This is a genomic window from Rubritalea tangerina, from assembly GCF_042683245.1.
GTDB lineage: Bacteria > Verrucomicrobiota > Verrucomicrobiia > Verrucomicrobiales > Akkermansiaceae > Rubritalea > Rubritalea tangerina.
Map to the genome: position 1 here is coordinate 142,870 of NZ_JBHUJB010000035.1, position 15,149 is coordinate 158,018.

The window sequence follows — 15,149 nt, forward strand, 5'->3', positions numbered from 1 at the left end:
AGTCAGGAACGTTTGCAGAACCCTTATTACATTCTCTAACGTCCTTATTGCTCAGGATTATAGACAATGATAAATCACTTTTCATCCCCCCAAGAATGCGGCACGCCCCCCCGCTCAACACCTCTTTACGCATACCTTTTTCTCATCACTTTGACCTCATTCTTGAGCCTTTCTGATGCGACTGCCGACCTCCCTCATACTCCATACGCACGCTACAAGGCTGGAGTCGGCGTCACCATTGCAGCAAACGGCACAGTGGAACTTTGGGCTGACACTGAAGGCTCTACTAGTAGAAATCTCAACCGGGTCATTGGCGCTCCCATTACCACTCCACTCTCACACAGCGATGGGTCTACTGTCGACATCGTCACTTTCGACGGTAGTTCAAGCATCTGGGCAGCTGTAGGTGACTGGGGGAGCATCTCTGGTGACCGTACATTAATCTTCCATTGCCGCCTAACATCTAACAATGATGGCTTCCTCTTTGATGGAAGCACAAACCCTGGAAAAACACGGGCTCAAATCCAATCAAATAACTGGCAAGTTGGCGTTCAAAGCTCAAATGCTCTCTTTGCGGCCAGCGACCCTCTCACCACCACAATTACCACAAACACGTGGCAAACCCATACCTTTGTATTCGACGAGTCCGGCTCCTCAACCCAAGTTACCCATTATATCAATAACCAGCAAGCTGGCTCAAATAATATCGACACCGACACCTCTCTCGGTGGACTCATTCTTGCCAGCAATGGAGGCACAACTGATAAACTCAGCTACCAACTTGCTGAAGCCGTCATTTACGATCGCACATTAAATGGCTCAGAACTCACTGCTGCACAAACATACTTCACTGACCAATGGGGAGACCTCACTGACATACCCATGTCTTTCTCAAACGCCACAGTGATTCAAAATTCTAACACTGGATCTATCTACGGATCACATGCCATTTGTGCGCTGCTAGTAAACTCGACTGGCAACATCCCTAACTATGCTATCACCCAAGTAGTTTGCTCACTAAACGGCACGACCAATACTGGGGACATAGCCAAACTTCACCTCTACAGCTCCAACCACAGCGCTGAATTCGATAGCAGCACTTCCATCCTACTCGACACAATTACCAACCCGGGCCCCGGCTCACTCAGCTTTCAGTGCAACCACACAGTCGCCCACCCAAACTCCCACTTCTGGATCGTCGCTGAACTCACAGGCCAGTCTCAACTCGGCAATATCCTCGATGCCCAAATCACCGAATTTACCATCGATGGCGACCAAGCCGGCGCCTTCCAACCTCTCATCTCAGATCCAGATGGCCACATCTCCCTTACTGAACTTTTCTACTCAACAGTGATCAGAAAACAAGGTGACGATGGTGTTCACACCTACCGTATTCCTGGCCTTACAACCACCAATAATGGAACGCTCATCGCGGTATTCGATATCAGACACGACAGCAGGAGTGACCTTCCCGGTAATATCGATGTGGGTTGTATGCGCTCCACCGACGGTGGATTTACTTGGGGCCCTATGCTCACCATCATGGACTACGATGCCTCAGTATCCGGTTCTTCGGGAAATGGCGTGGGCGACCCATCAATATTGGTAGATACCAACACTGGTCGCATTTGGTGTGCTGCACTCTATTCATTTGGAAACAATGCTTGGAACGGATCCGGCCCAGGATTAGCACCTAGTGAAACCGGACAATTTGTTCTCAACTACTCCGACGACGATGGTCTTACCTGGAGCCAACCAGTCTCGATCACGAATCAAATTAAAGATTCTGAATGGAACCTCTACTTTAATGGCCCAGGCAAAGGGTTCACCACCCGTGATGGCACCCTCATCTTCCCAGCTCAATATCGAGATTCTAATGGGACACCCAGATCAAACTTCATCTATTCCACTGATCATGGAGCCAGCTGGCAGCACGCACCACCAGCCATTGCCAGCGGCAACCCATGGACTACAGAAGCTCAGATGGTCGAACTCGACTCAGGTGACCTCCTTATCTCCATGCGTAACCACCAAGGTATAGGTCAACGACTTTGGTGCATTTATTCTTGGAACAAAAATACAGAGACCATTGCGAATGGGAGCTGGGGCACGCCGTGGTTCTCACAAACTGACCCCCGTGTCATGGCGAGCGTAGAAAGATACCGTTCCACTCTCAATGGCCACCCATATTCCGCACTTCTATTCTCCAACCCTGACACAGGAAGCCGTGAAAAAATGACCATCCGCTTAAGTACCGATGAAGGTTCCACTTGGGCTTATAAACGTAAAATTGATGACAGACCCGCCGCATATTCTGTTATGACAATCCTCCCTGATGGAAATATTGGAATTCTGTATGAAACAGGAGACAACGCGTACTACCAAGGACTCGAATTCGCTCGCTTCCCCATCGAGTGGATAACGGGCTCCGAAGATTCAGATAATGATGGCATTTCTGACTTTCTCGAAGATATCCATGGACTCAATAAAAATGACAACTCAGATGCTACAGTCGATCACGATAGTGATGGACTTACCACAAAGTTTGAAATCCTAACAAACACCAACCCCTACTCCGCTAACTCAGTTCTCAAACCATCGTTATCTGTAGATCAAAATGATCAAATCAGACTGCATTGGCCAAGCTCCCCCTACACCCAGTACCGCATAGAAACTTCACAAGACCTCAGCCAAGATAGCTGGTCAGCGATAGACAACATCCCTATCATGCAAGGCACGGGATCCCCCCTCGAAGTCACCTTACCTCAGGGCTTTAACACACGCCAATTCTTCAGAATCGTCGTCCCCTAGGCACCCTCATACATCCACCTCCCACTTTCGCTATCGTACTAAACCGACAATTACGCTATCACTCCCCTAGCAACTACTCCTACTAACAAACCATGCGTAACATTGTGACTCTGCTTGGCGCCTTAATCGCCCTCAACTCTAGCCCCCTCTCAGCCAAAGCCCCCTCCTCTCATACAGAAACTTGGCTAAAACTTTCCATCACTAGCCAAAATGTCGGTCATCAAATCCATATGATGGGTGTCGATGCCGAACCCCCTAACACAAAACAATTTACCAAAGAGATCAAAGAAATAGATGCACTCCTCGACCAACTCGTAAAAAATGGCGTACTCAAACAAGAACGCTTCGAGTTAAAACCCGAATTAGACATCGAGGAATCTGTCATCATTGCGGTCAGTAAGTTGATCGAAAAATACGCACCACAATACGGCATCTACACAATCAGAGAAATGATGGATGTTGGTGCACGTCAACGCCTCCGCCAAGTCGATGAGGATAAGCCTCTTATTCTAAATGTCCGCATGCCTGAAGAATTCCTAGCTGAATTCAAAGCTCTACTTCACAAAAAAGGCTTTAACCAATAACTAGAGCCCTAACCAGAGAGCGACTACCATCCATAGGTAAACAATTGCTGGACCCAACAAAGTAAAGAGAGCGCCAGACTTTACAAAATCCTTAGTCCCCACCTTATTGCTGGCAAAGGCCACTGCGTTAGGTGGTGTCGAAATAGGCAGCATCATCGCACACGAGCAAGTCAGTGCCACTGGTACTGCCAGCGCCAATGGAACCTCAGGCACAAAACCAATACCTATCGGCAGCAAAATCGCCGCGGTCGCCGTATTGCTCATCAGGTTAGACTGCACCACTGCCAAATAAGCCATTACCAACACAATCGCCCAAATCGGTAAACCTGTCGGAAGCAAACTCGCTACCCAATCTGCTAGCCCACTCACCCGCACCGCAACCCCGAGCGACAAACCGCCACACAATAACAACAACACATCCCACTGTAGGTTCCGAATATCTTCACTCTTCAATACCCCAAACACGGCAAAACTAACAATGGGGATGAAGGAAACCACTGCGTTGGGAATCTTGTGCAAACTCTCGGTCATCCATAAGCCAATGGTAATCACGAAAACTGAAGCAACCGCAAAACGATGAAGGTTGTTATATTTACCACCTTCGGCCCCACTCAATTCCTCACTGGGAAGCAATCGAATAGAGCCAGTCTCGCAGGGGTAGCGCTTTACCAAATACATCCAGCCAACTACTGCCAATAAAATCGCTGGAGGTAAGCCATAAGTCATCCATTGTAGAAAATCCACTTGAGACCCCGTCGGCATTAAGCCTGCTGCTATCGCATTAGGAGGAGAACCTATGATCGTTCCCATCCCACCAATGTTCGCTGAAATTGGAATCCCCAGGTAGAGCGCCTTCATGAATGGATCTTCAGCGTTGAGACTCAGTGCTACAGGAGCAACCACTGCGATCATCATCGCCGCTGTAGCCGTATTGCTCATGAACATACTAAACACAAAGGTCACCATCATACAGCCTGCTAACACTGCTTTTGGCTCGTGCCCAAAGAACCTCAACACCCGCCTCGCTATCACCTGATCTAACTGCGTCTTACTCGCCGCCGCGGCCAACACAAATCCCCCAATAAACAACCACATCAACGGATTCGACCAGGGCTGAACAAATTGCTCCCAAGCCTTATAGTCACCATCCTCGGCAAACACCCCACCAGGCCTCCCCAATATTAAAATTTCCAAGCCCATCACAAGCAAGCCCACCGCATATGCGGGCAATGCCTCAGTAACCCACATCAATGCCGCAAAAACCAATATCCACAATGTCGAACGCCCAGCCTCAGATAAACTCTCTACCCCTGCACTATCACCCTGAGTCCAGTGCGCTACAAAAAATGCGGCCACTGAACACCCCACCACTTTCACCACTGTCCGAATCAACGGGTGGTCCACCTCCCCCAATATCCTCAGTGCCTGAGCTCTTGTGTCTGATTGCATAAATCCGTCTCACGGTCATTCACCCGCAAGCCTCCAAATGTGAAGGTAGTATAACTCCCTCATCAAAAATCCCCACTTACTTTTTTCTGATCGATACATGCTCGTCCTCGTTGCCGATCCGCTTGCCTCCAAATCATGCTTCCGCGTCATTGCCAATGCTCTCTTCAAATGCCACGGATCACTCACTATCAATGCGGAATCTAACTCCTCCTGCTGCATCACCTGCTGCGCCTCTATGATATTCTGCTCAGTCGTCTGCGATTGCTTCTCAATTAACAAATCGCGCTCAGGCACCCCCATCTTCTTACAATATTCTAAAGCAACCTCTGACTCAGCAAATTGAGCATTCTCACCAAACCCACCAGTTAACAAAACCTTGGAAACCCTCCCATCCTTATAAAGCTTAATCGCATGATCGATCCTCGCCTGAAAAACTGGAGAAGGTTTCTTATGATAAGCCGCCGCTCCTAACACTATAGCACAATCCGCCTCCCCCCCATCATCGCTGAAACCCACGCGATTGATATCCCATAGCTGCCAAATGACATACCCAAAAGCCAATACCACTGCCAACGACAACCACTTGAGTCGACGCCCCCAACGCTTCTTAAATGACAGTTTTTTCGACAAAAATAAGATCAGTTAGAAGTACCATCTATAGATTCTGTCACCCTGTAAATCCCAAAGAAATCTAGACACCTCTAGAACACTTCTCTTTGAAGGCGCTCACAGCCAACTTCATCCCCATCCCCTTCTGCAAAGTCTCATGGTACTCAGCCTGTGGGTCTGAATCTGCTACAATCCCTGCACCCACATGGTAATGAAGCTCATCTCCCTCTCGTACCATCGTGCGAATCGCAATATTAAATTGGCTCAACCCATTGAATCCAAAATAACCTATGGCTCCTGTATACACCCCTCTTGAGCAACTTTCCAGCTCATCAATGATTTCCATCGCCCGCTTCTTAGGAGCACCTGTGATACTTCCACCAGGGAAGCATGCCTGAACAGCTGCCACCTGACCTGTCTCACTCCCTAATTCGCCCGAGACCGTGGAAACGAGGTGATAGACATGCTCGTATGATTCTAACTTCAACATCGAATCCACTCGCACTGAACCAAACTCGCACACCTGCCCTAAGTCGTTGCGCTCTAGATCGGTAATCATGACCAACTCTGAAACCTCTTTCTCAGAAGTTCTCAGCTCGTACGCGCTTCGCTGATCTTCCGCGGGATCGCTAAACCTAGGTCGAGTCCCCTTGATCGGCCTAGTCGACACCCTCTTACCTTCAAATTTTAAAAATGTCTCGGGAGAGGAAGACAGGACCTCAGTACCGTCCAGAGAGAGATAACTAGCGTGCGGCGCAGGCGATTGCTCACGCAACTCCAAATACAGTCCATATGCTGTCCCCCCTTGCACCTCCGCAGAAAATTTATGAGCGAGGTTCACTTGATAGATGTCACCAGCTGCAATGTACTCCTTAATGGCTTGAACCTTTTCCAGATAGGCCCTCTCCGTCATCTCTTGACGGAATCCTGAAACCTCCATACCTCCCTCTTCTCGCCAGTCCATTTTGATCGCTGATGATAAGCCCCCCACCTCGTACCATTGCTCCGAATCGTGCACATACACCAACATCTCAGGATAAACCCCAAAACAAAACGCCCCCTCATAAGAAATCCACCCACATAGACCACCGTTGGGCAATTCCGACACATCTGATGCCCTTGCTGCAAGAACCTCTTCTAATCTAGAAACATCTGACACCTCACCACGTATCACTTCCTCAGGCCGCGCCGCTACAATGCTGATAGCGCCCTCAGACCCATCCGGCAAATTTCCCGAACTATCAAAAAATACCACGCCCCCCAAGTGCTCCAAGCCCCCAGCAACCTCTTCAGGTAATAAATTTAGTTCTACAGCTTTCAAGGGGACCTTCATCATTCTAAGTTCTGGCTCTGCCATACGCTATCTCAGAGATTCCTCAAGCCTCTAAAATGCGCATCAGACTTCACATGTGCTTTTCCTATTTCCCCACGAGTGTGATCTTAAGGGATTCGCTGACACGACACTAACCCGAGTACTCAGATTCACAGATGAGCCGAGCGACGTCCTGAATTCATAAAACTTCATCCTTCCCATCCCATACATTTGCTCTCTAAAGTCCCTCACTCATGGGAACACCTACCCCTACATCGCCTGCAGCAAAGCGTCCTGCCTTCACCATTGCGTGTGGTCTATTCGCTTGCGTCTCATTTGCGCAACTCCTCTCAGTAGGGGTCGCCATTGCAGCACGCACAGGTGAAACGCGCGAAGTCGTGCGCTATGTCAAAGGTGACCCACTCATCGTCTCTGTCCCAACCCTTCGAGACGAAGTCTCCCCCACCCCATCCGTCCAACCACGCAGTCTAGAGGAACTCCTCTCTGATTACGCAGAGCCCTCAGATTCGCTCCCTACCGAAAACTCCCCACCTATTGCCTCTTTCCCCCAACCCAGCCTTGCTCCCTCTACCCCAGAGACGGCTCCCACAATCGCTTCTCCCGAAGTCAAAAAACTCGTAGATGACGCCCACCATGCACATAGCAAAGGGGATATGGTCGCCGCTCTCATCAAGCTAGAAGAAGCCTCCGCCCTCGCTCCTGACGAACCCGCAGTATTCTACCGCATGGCCTTGCTATTTGAAGATATGGGCCAATGGGAACGCGCCACGGACAACTACGAAAAACTCTTTGTCATGGGCCCAAGTATCGGCGTCTATTACGACAAAGCAGCCTTCAAGCTCTCCAACGGAATCAATGCCGAGAACCCTAAGCAGGACCTCTTCGTCATCGGCCATATCATGCGCCGCATCAGTGATGATGGCCTCAATGCTAGACTCACTATCCCCATCCGTAGTACCCCAGGGGCTGAATTCGACCCCACCCAAATTAATGTCGTCGTACACCACTACGACCTCGTCGATAAGCAACGCATCGAACCGATCCCACCTTCTCGTGCCAATAACAAAACTGAACGCTGGCTCCACGCCCCCGTCGATTGGGCCAACGATGAAGAAATCGCTGAAGCAAGCTACACACTCCCCCCACTCAGTGAAGCAGAAACCCACCTCTTTGGTGAGCGCAAATACTTCGGCTATGTCGCAGAACTCTACTACAAGAACGAGCTGATCGACCAGCAGGCATACCCGCGCCGTCTCCACGCCATCCACGCTCAAAAACAAAACCAGCCCGACTTCGACATTCCACTCGATTTCCCTGTGGAGGAAGCCCTCCCTAATATCAATCCCGACAACCCTCTCCTCCCGGCCCTACCACGCTACTAAAGCCACCATGGATCCCGAAACCCAACGACTCACTACTGGCACCCAAATCGGCGACTACCTGCTCACCGAATTAATCTACGACGGTGAAACCACTCGCACATGGAAAGCTCAACAAGTTTCCGTGAGCCGAGACGTCATCATCGATAGCCTCAATCTTGACCAGCAAAACGACGAAGCCGTCGTCTCAGCATTCCTCAGTGATGTTCGCGCTAAAGCTAGCGTGGACCACCCACTTATTGGTTCAGTATTTGAAGCCATCCGCGACGGCCGACTCTGCTTCTACGCACGAGAAAACCTCACCGGAGCACCACTCCACGCGCTCGGCCAAGACGGCACATTCCTCAAGCCTGAAAAAATTGTCCATATCATCCGACAAATTGCAGAAGCCAACCTCTACCTCGAAGAGCATAAAATCGCTACCCTCCCTATCCAAACCGACCAAATCTTCATATCAGAACACAGCCTCACCCGCCTGATCAACATGGCTGTGGGAGGCGAACGCGACCACAGCGTCTCGACCGCTGATAAACACACCATCGCAGTCGCCCTGAAGCTTGTCCTAGAACCTGGTCTACCAGGTTCCACGCGTACCCTCTCTCTACTCAACTACATGGCAGACCTCGAGCGTGACATCCCACTCACTTGGGAACAAATTCGCGACCTCTCAGAAGGTGTCGAACAACAACTCTCAGAACCCAGTGAAGCCGTCCCCCTCGAAAATTCCACAGTCCGCCTCAACAAACGCGACAATAGCAAAAAACTTATCATGCTTGCTGGCATCGGAATTGGTGCCGCCATCGCCATCACCGTCGGTTCGCTCGTCATGAACCAACCTGAGAAACCCAAACACCGCCAACTCTCTGCGATGGTCGAGATCCCCGCCGGCACCTATCCCACTCATGACGGTGGCACTGCCTCACTCTCCACATTCTTCATAGATTCATACGAAGTCACTATCTCCGAGTACGCGAAATTCCTCGAAGCAATGGAAATCCTCAGCCCGCAGCAACGTTCGATCTACGAACATGAGGACCAACCAGACTCGAAACGTGACCACCTGCCACTCAATTGGGATGAAATCTACCAAGCAGCCAAAAATGGCTCCACTTGGAATGGGATCGCCATGGACCCTAATTGCCCAGTCGTCGGTGTCGATTGGTGGGATGCCTACGCCTATTGCCAATTCAAACGTCGCCGCCTCCCCACTCAGGAAGAATGGCAAGCAGCCCTCCACCACTCGCTCGGAGAGGATGCCACCCTCACTCCTGCTCCCTGGGGACCAGTAGATGCATTCGATAAAGATGCCACAGGAAATGGCATCCATGGACTTGCTGGCAATGTCTCTGAATGGTGCTCAAAAATGAGCAAAGACCCCGCCTACCCTACTAAACCCAAAATGCCCATGACCCTCGGCGGCTCCTACCTCAAAAAACGAGCCTCCGCCACCACGCGTGAATGGCTCGACCACTCAAAACTCGAACTCGACGACGCACGCAGTCTACGCCGTGCCGACCTCGGATTCCGCACAATCTCAAGTACCGCCCCCATCGAATAACATCTCCAACAAACAAACTTATGCGTCTTCTCCTCATCCTCACTTCACTCCTCCTCGCCCCAAACCTTTGGGCTCAAGTTAGCGTCGGCGTTAAGCCAAATCGTAAACAATATGTGAGCTACGAACCCATCCACCTTGCCGTCACTATTGCCAACCAAACTGGTGGCCCACTCACCTTAAAAAATGCCAATGGCAATAGCTGGATCGAGTTTGTGGTCCAAAACCAAAGTAACCGCGTCATTCATAAAGTTAATAAACCCAGCTATGCTGGCACCACCATCCCCACTGCGGAACGGGTAAAATCAAATTTCACACTCAATAACATCTACGACCTCGCCCAACCAGGCAACTACAGTGCCTACGCAGTCGTACGAACTCCTAATCAAAGTAGCTCCGAGGGCACTCGCTCAGCAACAGTCTACTTCACCGTCAACCGTGGAGTACCTTCCTGGAAAACCAAAGTAGGCGTCCCGGGAATTGCCGGCGATGAACGCGAATACCGCATCATCAATTACTCTGGAGATGGTGCTCCGAAGATCTACATCCAAGTCCAAGATGTAAAACGCGGCCACATCCTCGCCACCTATTCCATGGGCAACGTGCTCTCATTCCGGAAAGCCCTAAAAGCTGTCGATCGAGAAAATAACCTCCACGTCCTCTTCCTCACCACGCCCGAACTCTACTGCCACACTGTCGTGAATACCTCTGGTAAGACGATCAAACGTCGCTACCACAAGGGAGTTGGCAACACCCACCCCGCATTGCTAACTCATCAAGACGGTGCTGTCACAGTCTTTAACTCAGTCCCATACGACCCAGCTAAAGAAATCGAAGAACGCAAAAAATTCCACCGCCTCTCTGAGGTCCCTGGCGGCTTCCAACAATAATTTCTCCCAGAATTTCTTGTATCTCTCAAGCATTGGCGCAATGCCTTCTCAACCATCACTATGTCTGCAAAAGTAAATTTCAATAAAGCATCACTCGCTCACGTCTCATTGGCTAAAATTGGTAACCCACTCCGCGGGGAATCACTCAAAACCTCCAAAGACCTCTGTAAATTTGGTGAAAAAGATAAAGAAATCCTTACCCTCGCATTCCTCAAGCCATTCAAAAACCTCGAGCGCTACCAATTCCACCACACCTCCTCGCTCGACCTCCACGAAATGCATTCCTACTGTAACACTATCTTCGACCAAGAGGAACGCTTTCTCACCTACTCCCGCAAAATCGCACGCCACCTCTACGACAAAACGAAACACCCAAATATCAAATCGGGTGACCTCTGCGTCGCCTTCATCAACGACCTTCAAGTCGATGGAGAAATCTGCAGCGCTATCAGCGTCGTAAAGTCAGAAAGCCTCACCCCATTCCTCGAAATCTCCGATAATGATGGTGACCTCCAGCTCACCACGCATAACGGCATCTACCCAGATAAAATCGATAAGGGATGCCTCATCATCAATCACAACAAAGAGGGTGGCTACCTCGTCTACACCTTCGATAAAGGTGGCGCTGACACCAACTTCTGGGTCCGTGACTTCCTCGGCGCGCGCGCCCAAAAAGATGACGAGTTCAAAACTAAAAAGTACGCCGAAATGTGCGTTGCCTTCGCCGATGAAGGACTACCAGAGGATATGCCTCAGGAAGATAAATACCGCGTTGCCAATGATGCGATGCAGTACTTCGCTGAAAAAGAAAAGTTCGACGAAAAACACTTCCAAGAAGAAGTCCTCAAGGAACCTGCCATCGTTGAGAAATTTAGCTCCTACAAAGACAACTACAAAGACGAAGACGGTGAACCCATCGCTGCCGAATTCGAAATCAATAAACAAGTTGCCAAAAAAGCAGGCTCAAAGATCAAAGCGAACCTCAAGCTCGATACCGGCGTCATCCTCAAGTTCACCCCTGACTTCGCAGAGCGCGAAAGTGAAGTCATGGAGCGTGGCTATGACGAAAAAATGGAGATGAAGTACGTCAAGGTCTACTACCACGAAGAACTCTAAAGTTCTCCTCCCCCCCGTCCAATCACATATAGAGCGGCGCCATGCGCCGCCAATAATACCCCCGGTGCGCCCTCTCTTCCCACTCGTACATCCTGTGAGGCACCCCCTTCTCGTTGAGCACCTCACACATGTAATGGTTGTTCCCTAAAAAAGGGTCCTGCTTACCGCATACAAATACGATATCCATCGCTCGCAGCGCTTCTAACCGCTCGTTGCAGTGCATGTTTTTTAGGTAATGCACAGGGGTGTTATAGTACACCGTCTCATCATAGTGCCCTTGAAATAAATCACCGAAGCCATCCGCCACCTCGGTCAAATTATAACGCCCCGAAAAAGCACAAAGCTTCTGGAATAAATGCGGGTGCTTTAAGGCGATGTTAGCCGCAAAGAATGCCCCAAGACTACAACCGTGAGCAATCGTACTCCCCTCCGGGTTCTTCCTCTCCATCAAAGGCAATACCTCATTAAGGATATATTCCTCATACTCGAGGTAACGCCTCATCCTCCCCTTAGGATGTGCCCAAAAACAATAAAAACTCTCACTATCTATCCCATCCACACAATATAACTGTAACTGCCCAGCTTCTATTTTCCCACGCAACGACTCCGTGATGCGTAACTTCTCGTATTCAAAAAAACGCCCACCTCGTGTCGGAAACACTAACACTTTTGCACCTGCGTGCCCAAAGACTAACAACTCCATTTCGCGGCGTAAGCGAGGGCTCCACCATTTATGATATTCACGGTTCATCTCTCATCTCACCACGCGTTCTTATAAGTCGCTGAAGAAGCTACTGAGCTCTCTCAGCAATTGCTTTTCTTGCTTCTCTTGGTCTGGGTATTCCATGTGTCCTGCCTCCAAGGTGAAGAGCTCCTTCGGACCCGACAAGGCATTGAATATGGCAAATTGGCCAGCTGGCGTCACCACCGGGTCTGCCAATGCACAGGCCAGGTGCATCGGAATCTTAATGTGCTTTGCTGACTGGGCCGCATCAAACCACTGCAGAGTGTTTTCCACCAAACGTGGCTCTTTTTTATATAAGGTCTGCACGCTGGCTGCACTACCCATCGTCTTCAACTGCAACCTCAACATCTGGTGACCAAAACTCGGCACCTTCAAATGCGCCTTCTGCACCCTATCTTCCCATGCCAAGGCCATAGCCCCAACTCCACCACCAAAACTCGTCCCCAAATACCCAATATGCCCCTCTAAATAAGGCGCCAAACGCAACATCGCGCTTACCGCCAACCACACATCCTCCACACACCCACGCAGCACATACCGCTCAGGCTTGTCGATATCATGCCGAACATGCCACCTTGGCTCATGCGAAATCGGAGGATGAGGACTCCGCGATATCCCCCGCGCACAAGGAAACATCAAGGCCGCATTCTTAAAGGGAAAATGATAATCTGGAGCTAAGCGCCCGCCATACCCGTGGCTAATCACAAAGCCCCTCTCAACCCGACCAGACTTCGGCAACAACGCCCACCCGCCTATCTCTACCTTGTCGGTCGATTGATAGCGAAGATCAAACACCCTCCAGTCACCACGATCATAACCCGCATCTTTCAAACTAGGCAAAGGACTCACCTCTAACGCCTCTTCCCGCCACTCTCGCCACTTCTCAGCATAACCCGCAGGTTCAGGAGGCACCCTAACTGATAGCAAATCCTCCAGCTCATACCGATGCCTCGGGCGTATTCTCTTCGCTGACTTTTCTATTTCCATCACTCCTGCTAACAGCATCAGAGCCCCTCACTCCCGCATTGTCGAGTCACGGTTCCGACAAAAGACCAATGCTCACCTCTTTCGCCGACGCCACATTAAGGATACTTCCAATGATCAGCATAGCGACTAACTGAAGTTTCAAAAATCACTGCCCCTGAGGCAGGAGAAAAGAGGGACAGCGCGATCACTGCCCCCAGTTGGGAGGGTTTTAGTTTCATGAGGATTATTCCTTCTTTGCTTCAGAGCTGCCTAAGAACTTCATGGCAATCTCCGCATACGTATCACCTAGAGCCTCAAGCCCTTTCTTATCAAATTGTAGCTTGTTCGTTTTACCGTTGTAATCGTCCGTACTCACCAGAACCCACCCCTTATTATCCTTCACTAACTTCTCCTGTGCTTTGCGCACTTTTTGCCAGTCGGGGTACTTCTTGTTCTCTATGCCATAATCACTCAGACGTGTAATCACGACATGGATCTTCCCTAATCCCAAATCCTCTTCAAATTGCTTGATGAAGCGCTTAAAGCTCGCCTCATATTGATCCCCCCATCCTTTCTGCGCATCTGTCTCGCCCACCATCCAATAGAGAATGACTGTGTCGCATTCTTTCTTCCGTGCCGCTTGCTTAGCATTCTCCAGAAGACGCTTGTAGTCCTTGGTCTTCTTCACTTTATAATCTGGCCCTAACTTCTTCTTCGCCTTACCCTCGCTGTCCCTCCATCCCTCATCCAGATCATGCATCGACATCGTCCGACGCGCTTCCCGCACCCATAAAAGCTCTGACTTACGCAGCTCCTTATCCTTTTTTAACACCGGCAACACCGTCCGCTCTGGACGCACTGACTCCATGTTATTCTCTCCCACAAAAATCATCAAATGGCGCTTGCGGGGAGCTGCCGACACGACGACGGCCAAACCAAGAAGTAGGGTGCATATCAATCTTTTCATATATCTCAAATTATAAGAATCGCCTGTAGCTTATACTGAAATCTCATAATCCCCAACCCTATTTTTGTTAGCCACCCCCAGCGCCACACCTCAGCCACCTCACAAGTGAATCTGGCCCGTTGAAAAGACCAGTATGCAGGACTTTCAGCAGCCACCTCACCTACGCTATCAATGTGCTAATGACTATTACCAGCTTACAGGAGTGTGTCCAACAAGCGCATCTGACCAAACCCATGCAGATGGCAATCGATTTTCTCAAGACCCTCGACCCCTCAAATCCCCCCGCAGAAGGTAAAATTGATATCGACGGCGACACCGTCTTCGCATTCTCCCAACGCTATGACACCAAGGAAGCGGAAGATGTTCTCTACGAAGCCCACCGTGATTACCTCGACATCCAATACCTCGTCTCAGGTTCAGAACGCATGGGCTGGACTCCTATCGACCAACTCGACGTCACACAAGCATACGACCAGGAAGATGACTTCCTCCTCGGTAAGCCCAAAGCTGAGCACGCCCACACACCCTTCACCGCCGGCCAGGTCATGATCCTGCACCCCAGTGACGCCCACGCGCCAGGCATTAACCTCAATGGACAATCTCAAGAAGTACGTAAGATCGTACTCAAGGTTGCCATTGGCCCTGTCGCATAGCTTTTCGCTTTACACCCCACACCGGGCTAGTTGATAGTAAGCACTCTATGAAGTTCGCTCGTATTCTCCCTACCTCGATTTTTCTTCTGACA

Annotated in this window: 13 protein-coding genes; 7 read left to right on the plus strand and 6 right to left on the minus strand. The window is 50.1% G+C overall.

Features of this window, described 5'->3' with window-relative positions:
• Positions 1 to 150 precede the first annotated feature (150 nt).
• Positions 151 to 2,811: an exo-alpha-sialidase gene (locus tag ACFSW8_RS08810; protein ID WP_377087330.1), complete on the plus strand. Its 2,661-nt coding sequence runs from the start codon at positions 151 to 153 to the stop codon at positions 2,809 to 2,811.
• Positions 2,812 to 2,903: 92 nt separating this feature from the next.
• Positions 2,904 to 3,395 carry a hypothetical protein gene (locus tag ACFSW8_RS08815; RefSeq protein WP_377087332.1) on the plus strand — a complete coding sequence of 164 codons (492 nt, stop codon included), beginning with the start codon at positions 2,904 to 2,906 and terminating at the stop codon, positions 3,393 to 3,395.
• Here ACFSW8_RS08815 and ACFSW8_RS08820 read toward each other — a convergent pair whose 3' ends face one another.
• The 3 genes from ACFSW8_RS08820 to pabB form a co-directional block, all read right to left on the minus strand.
• Positions 3,396 to 4,844 (minus strand): SLC13 family permease, encoded by a 1,449-nt coding sequence (locus tag ACFSW8_RS08820; protein WP_377087333.1) that lies wholly within the window; start codon positions 4,842 to 4,844, stop codon positions 3,396 to 3,398.
• A 15-nt stretch (positions 4,845 to 4,859) separates the two neighbouring features.
• Positions 4,860 to 5,474, minus strand: coding sequence for a YdcF family protein (locus tag ACFSW8_RS08825; RefSeq protein ID WP_377087335.1), 615 nt, complete (start codon positions 5,472 to 5,474; stop codon positions 4,860 to 4,862).
• A 61-nt stretch (positions 5,475 to 5,535) separates the two neighbouring features.
• Entirely contained in the window at positions 5,536 to 6,810 is a 1,275-nt protein-coding gene (gene pabB, locus ACFSW8_RS08830) for an aminodeoxychorismate synthase component I (protein WP_377087337.1), read from the minus strand.
• A 209-nt stretch (positions 6,811 to 7,019) separates the two neighbouring features.
• On the opposite strand from pabB, the gene ACFSW8_RS08835 reads away from it, so the two are divergent.
• Genes ACFSW8_RS08835 through ACFSW8_RS08850 form a run of 4 tightly spaced genes read left to right on the plus strand, consistent with a single transcriptional unit; the run spans position 7,020 to position 11,726 of the window.
• Entirely contained in the window at positions 7,020 to 8,168 is a 1,149-nt protein-coding gene (locus ACFSW8_RS08835) for a tetratricopeptide repeat protein (protein ID WP_377087338.1), read from the plus strand.
• A 7-nt stretch (positions 8,169 to 8,175) separates the two neighbouring features.
• The gene (locus ACFSW8_RS08840; protein WP_377087339.1) at positions 8,176 to 9,723 is read left to right on the plus strand and encodes an SUMF1/EgtB/PvdO family nonheme iron enzyme; all 1,548 of its coding nucleotides are present in this window, start codon (positions 8,176 to 8,178) and stop codon (positions 9,721 to 9,723) included.
• Between the two features lie 20 nt (positions 9,724 to 9,743).
• Complete coding sequence (locus ACFSW8_RS08845; RefSeq protein ID WP_377178004.1) at positions 9,744 to 10,610, plus strand: hypothetical protein; 867 nt, start codon at positions 9,744 to 9,746, stop codon at positions 10,608 to 10,610.
• 60 nt (positions 10,611 to 10,670) lie between these two features.
• Complete coding sequence (locus ACFSW8_RS08850) at positions 10,671 to 11,726, plus strand: nucleoid-associated protein (RefSeq protein ID WP_377087341.1); 1,056 nt, start codon at positions 10,671 to 10,673, stop codon at positions 11,724 to 11,726.
• A 22-nt stretch (positions 11,727 to 11,748) separates the two neighbouring features.
• Here the strand turns inward: ACFSW8_RS08850 and ACFSW8_RS08855 are convergent, their stop codons facing one another.
• The 3 genes from ACFSW8_RS08855 to ACFSW8_RS08865 all read right to left on the minus strand — a co-directional run bounded on the left by ACFSW8_RS08855 (position 11,749) and on the right by ACFSW8_RS08865 (position 14,404).
• Positions 11,749 to 12,477 (minus strand): esterase family protein, encoded by a 729-nt coding sequence (locus tag ACFSW8_RS08855; RefSeq protein WP_377087343.1) that lies wholly within the window; start codon positions 12,475 to 12,477, stop codon positions 11,749 to 11,751.
• Positions 12,478 to 12,498: 21 nt separating this feature from the next.
• Positions 12,499 to 13,458 carry an acetylxylan esterase gene (locus tag ACFSW8_RS08860; RefSeq protein WP_377178006.1) on the minus strand — a complete coding sequence of 320 codons (960 nt, stop codon included), beginning with the start codon at positions 13,456 to 13,458 and terminating at the stop codon, positions 12,499 to 12,501.
• A 223-nt stretch (positions 13,459 to 13,681) separates the two neighbouring features.
• Positions 13,682 to 14,404, minus strand: coding sequence for a sialate O-acetylesterase (locus ACFSW8_RS08865; RefSeq protein ID WP_377087346.1), 723 nt, complete (start codon positions 14,402 to 14,404; stop codon positions 13,682 to 13,684).
• 179 nt (positions 14,405 to 14,583) lie between these two features.
• Here ACFSW8_RS08865 and ACFSW8_RS08870 point away from each other — a divergent pair, with 179 nt between their 5' ends.
• Complete coding sequence (locus ACFSW8_RS08870) at positions 14,584 to 15,057, plus strand: NanQ anomerase/TabA/YiaL family protein (RefSeq protein WP_377178008.1); 474 nt, start codon at positions 14,584 to 14,586, stop codon at positions 15,055 to 15,057.
• Positions 15,058 to 15,149 lie beyond the last annotated feature (92 nt).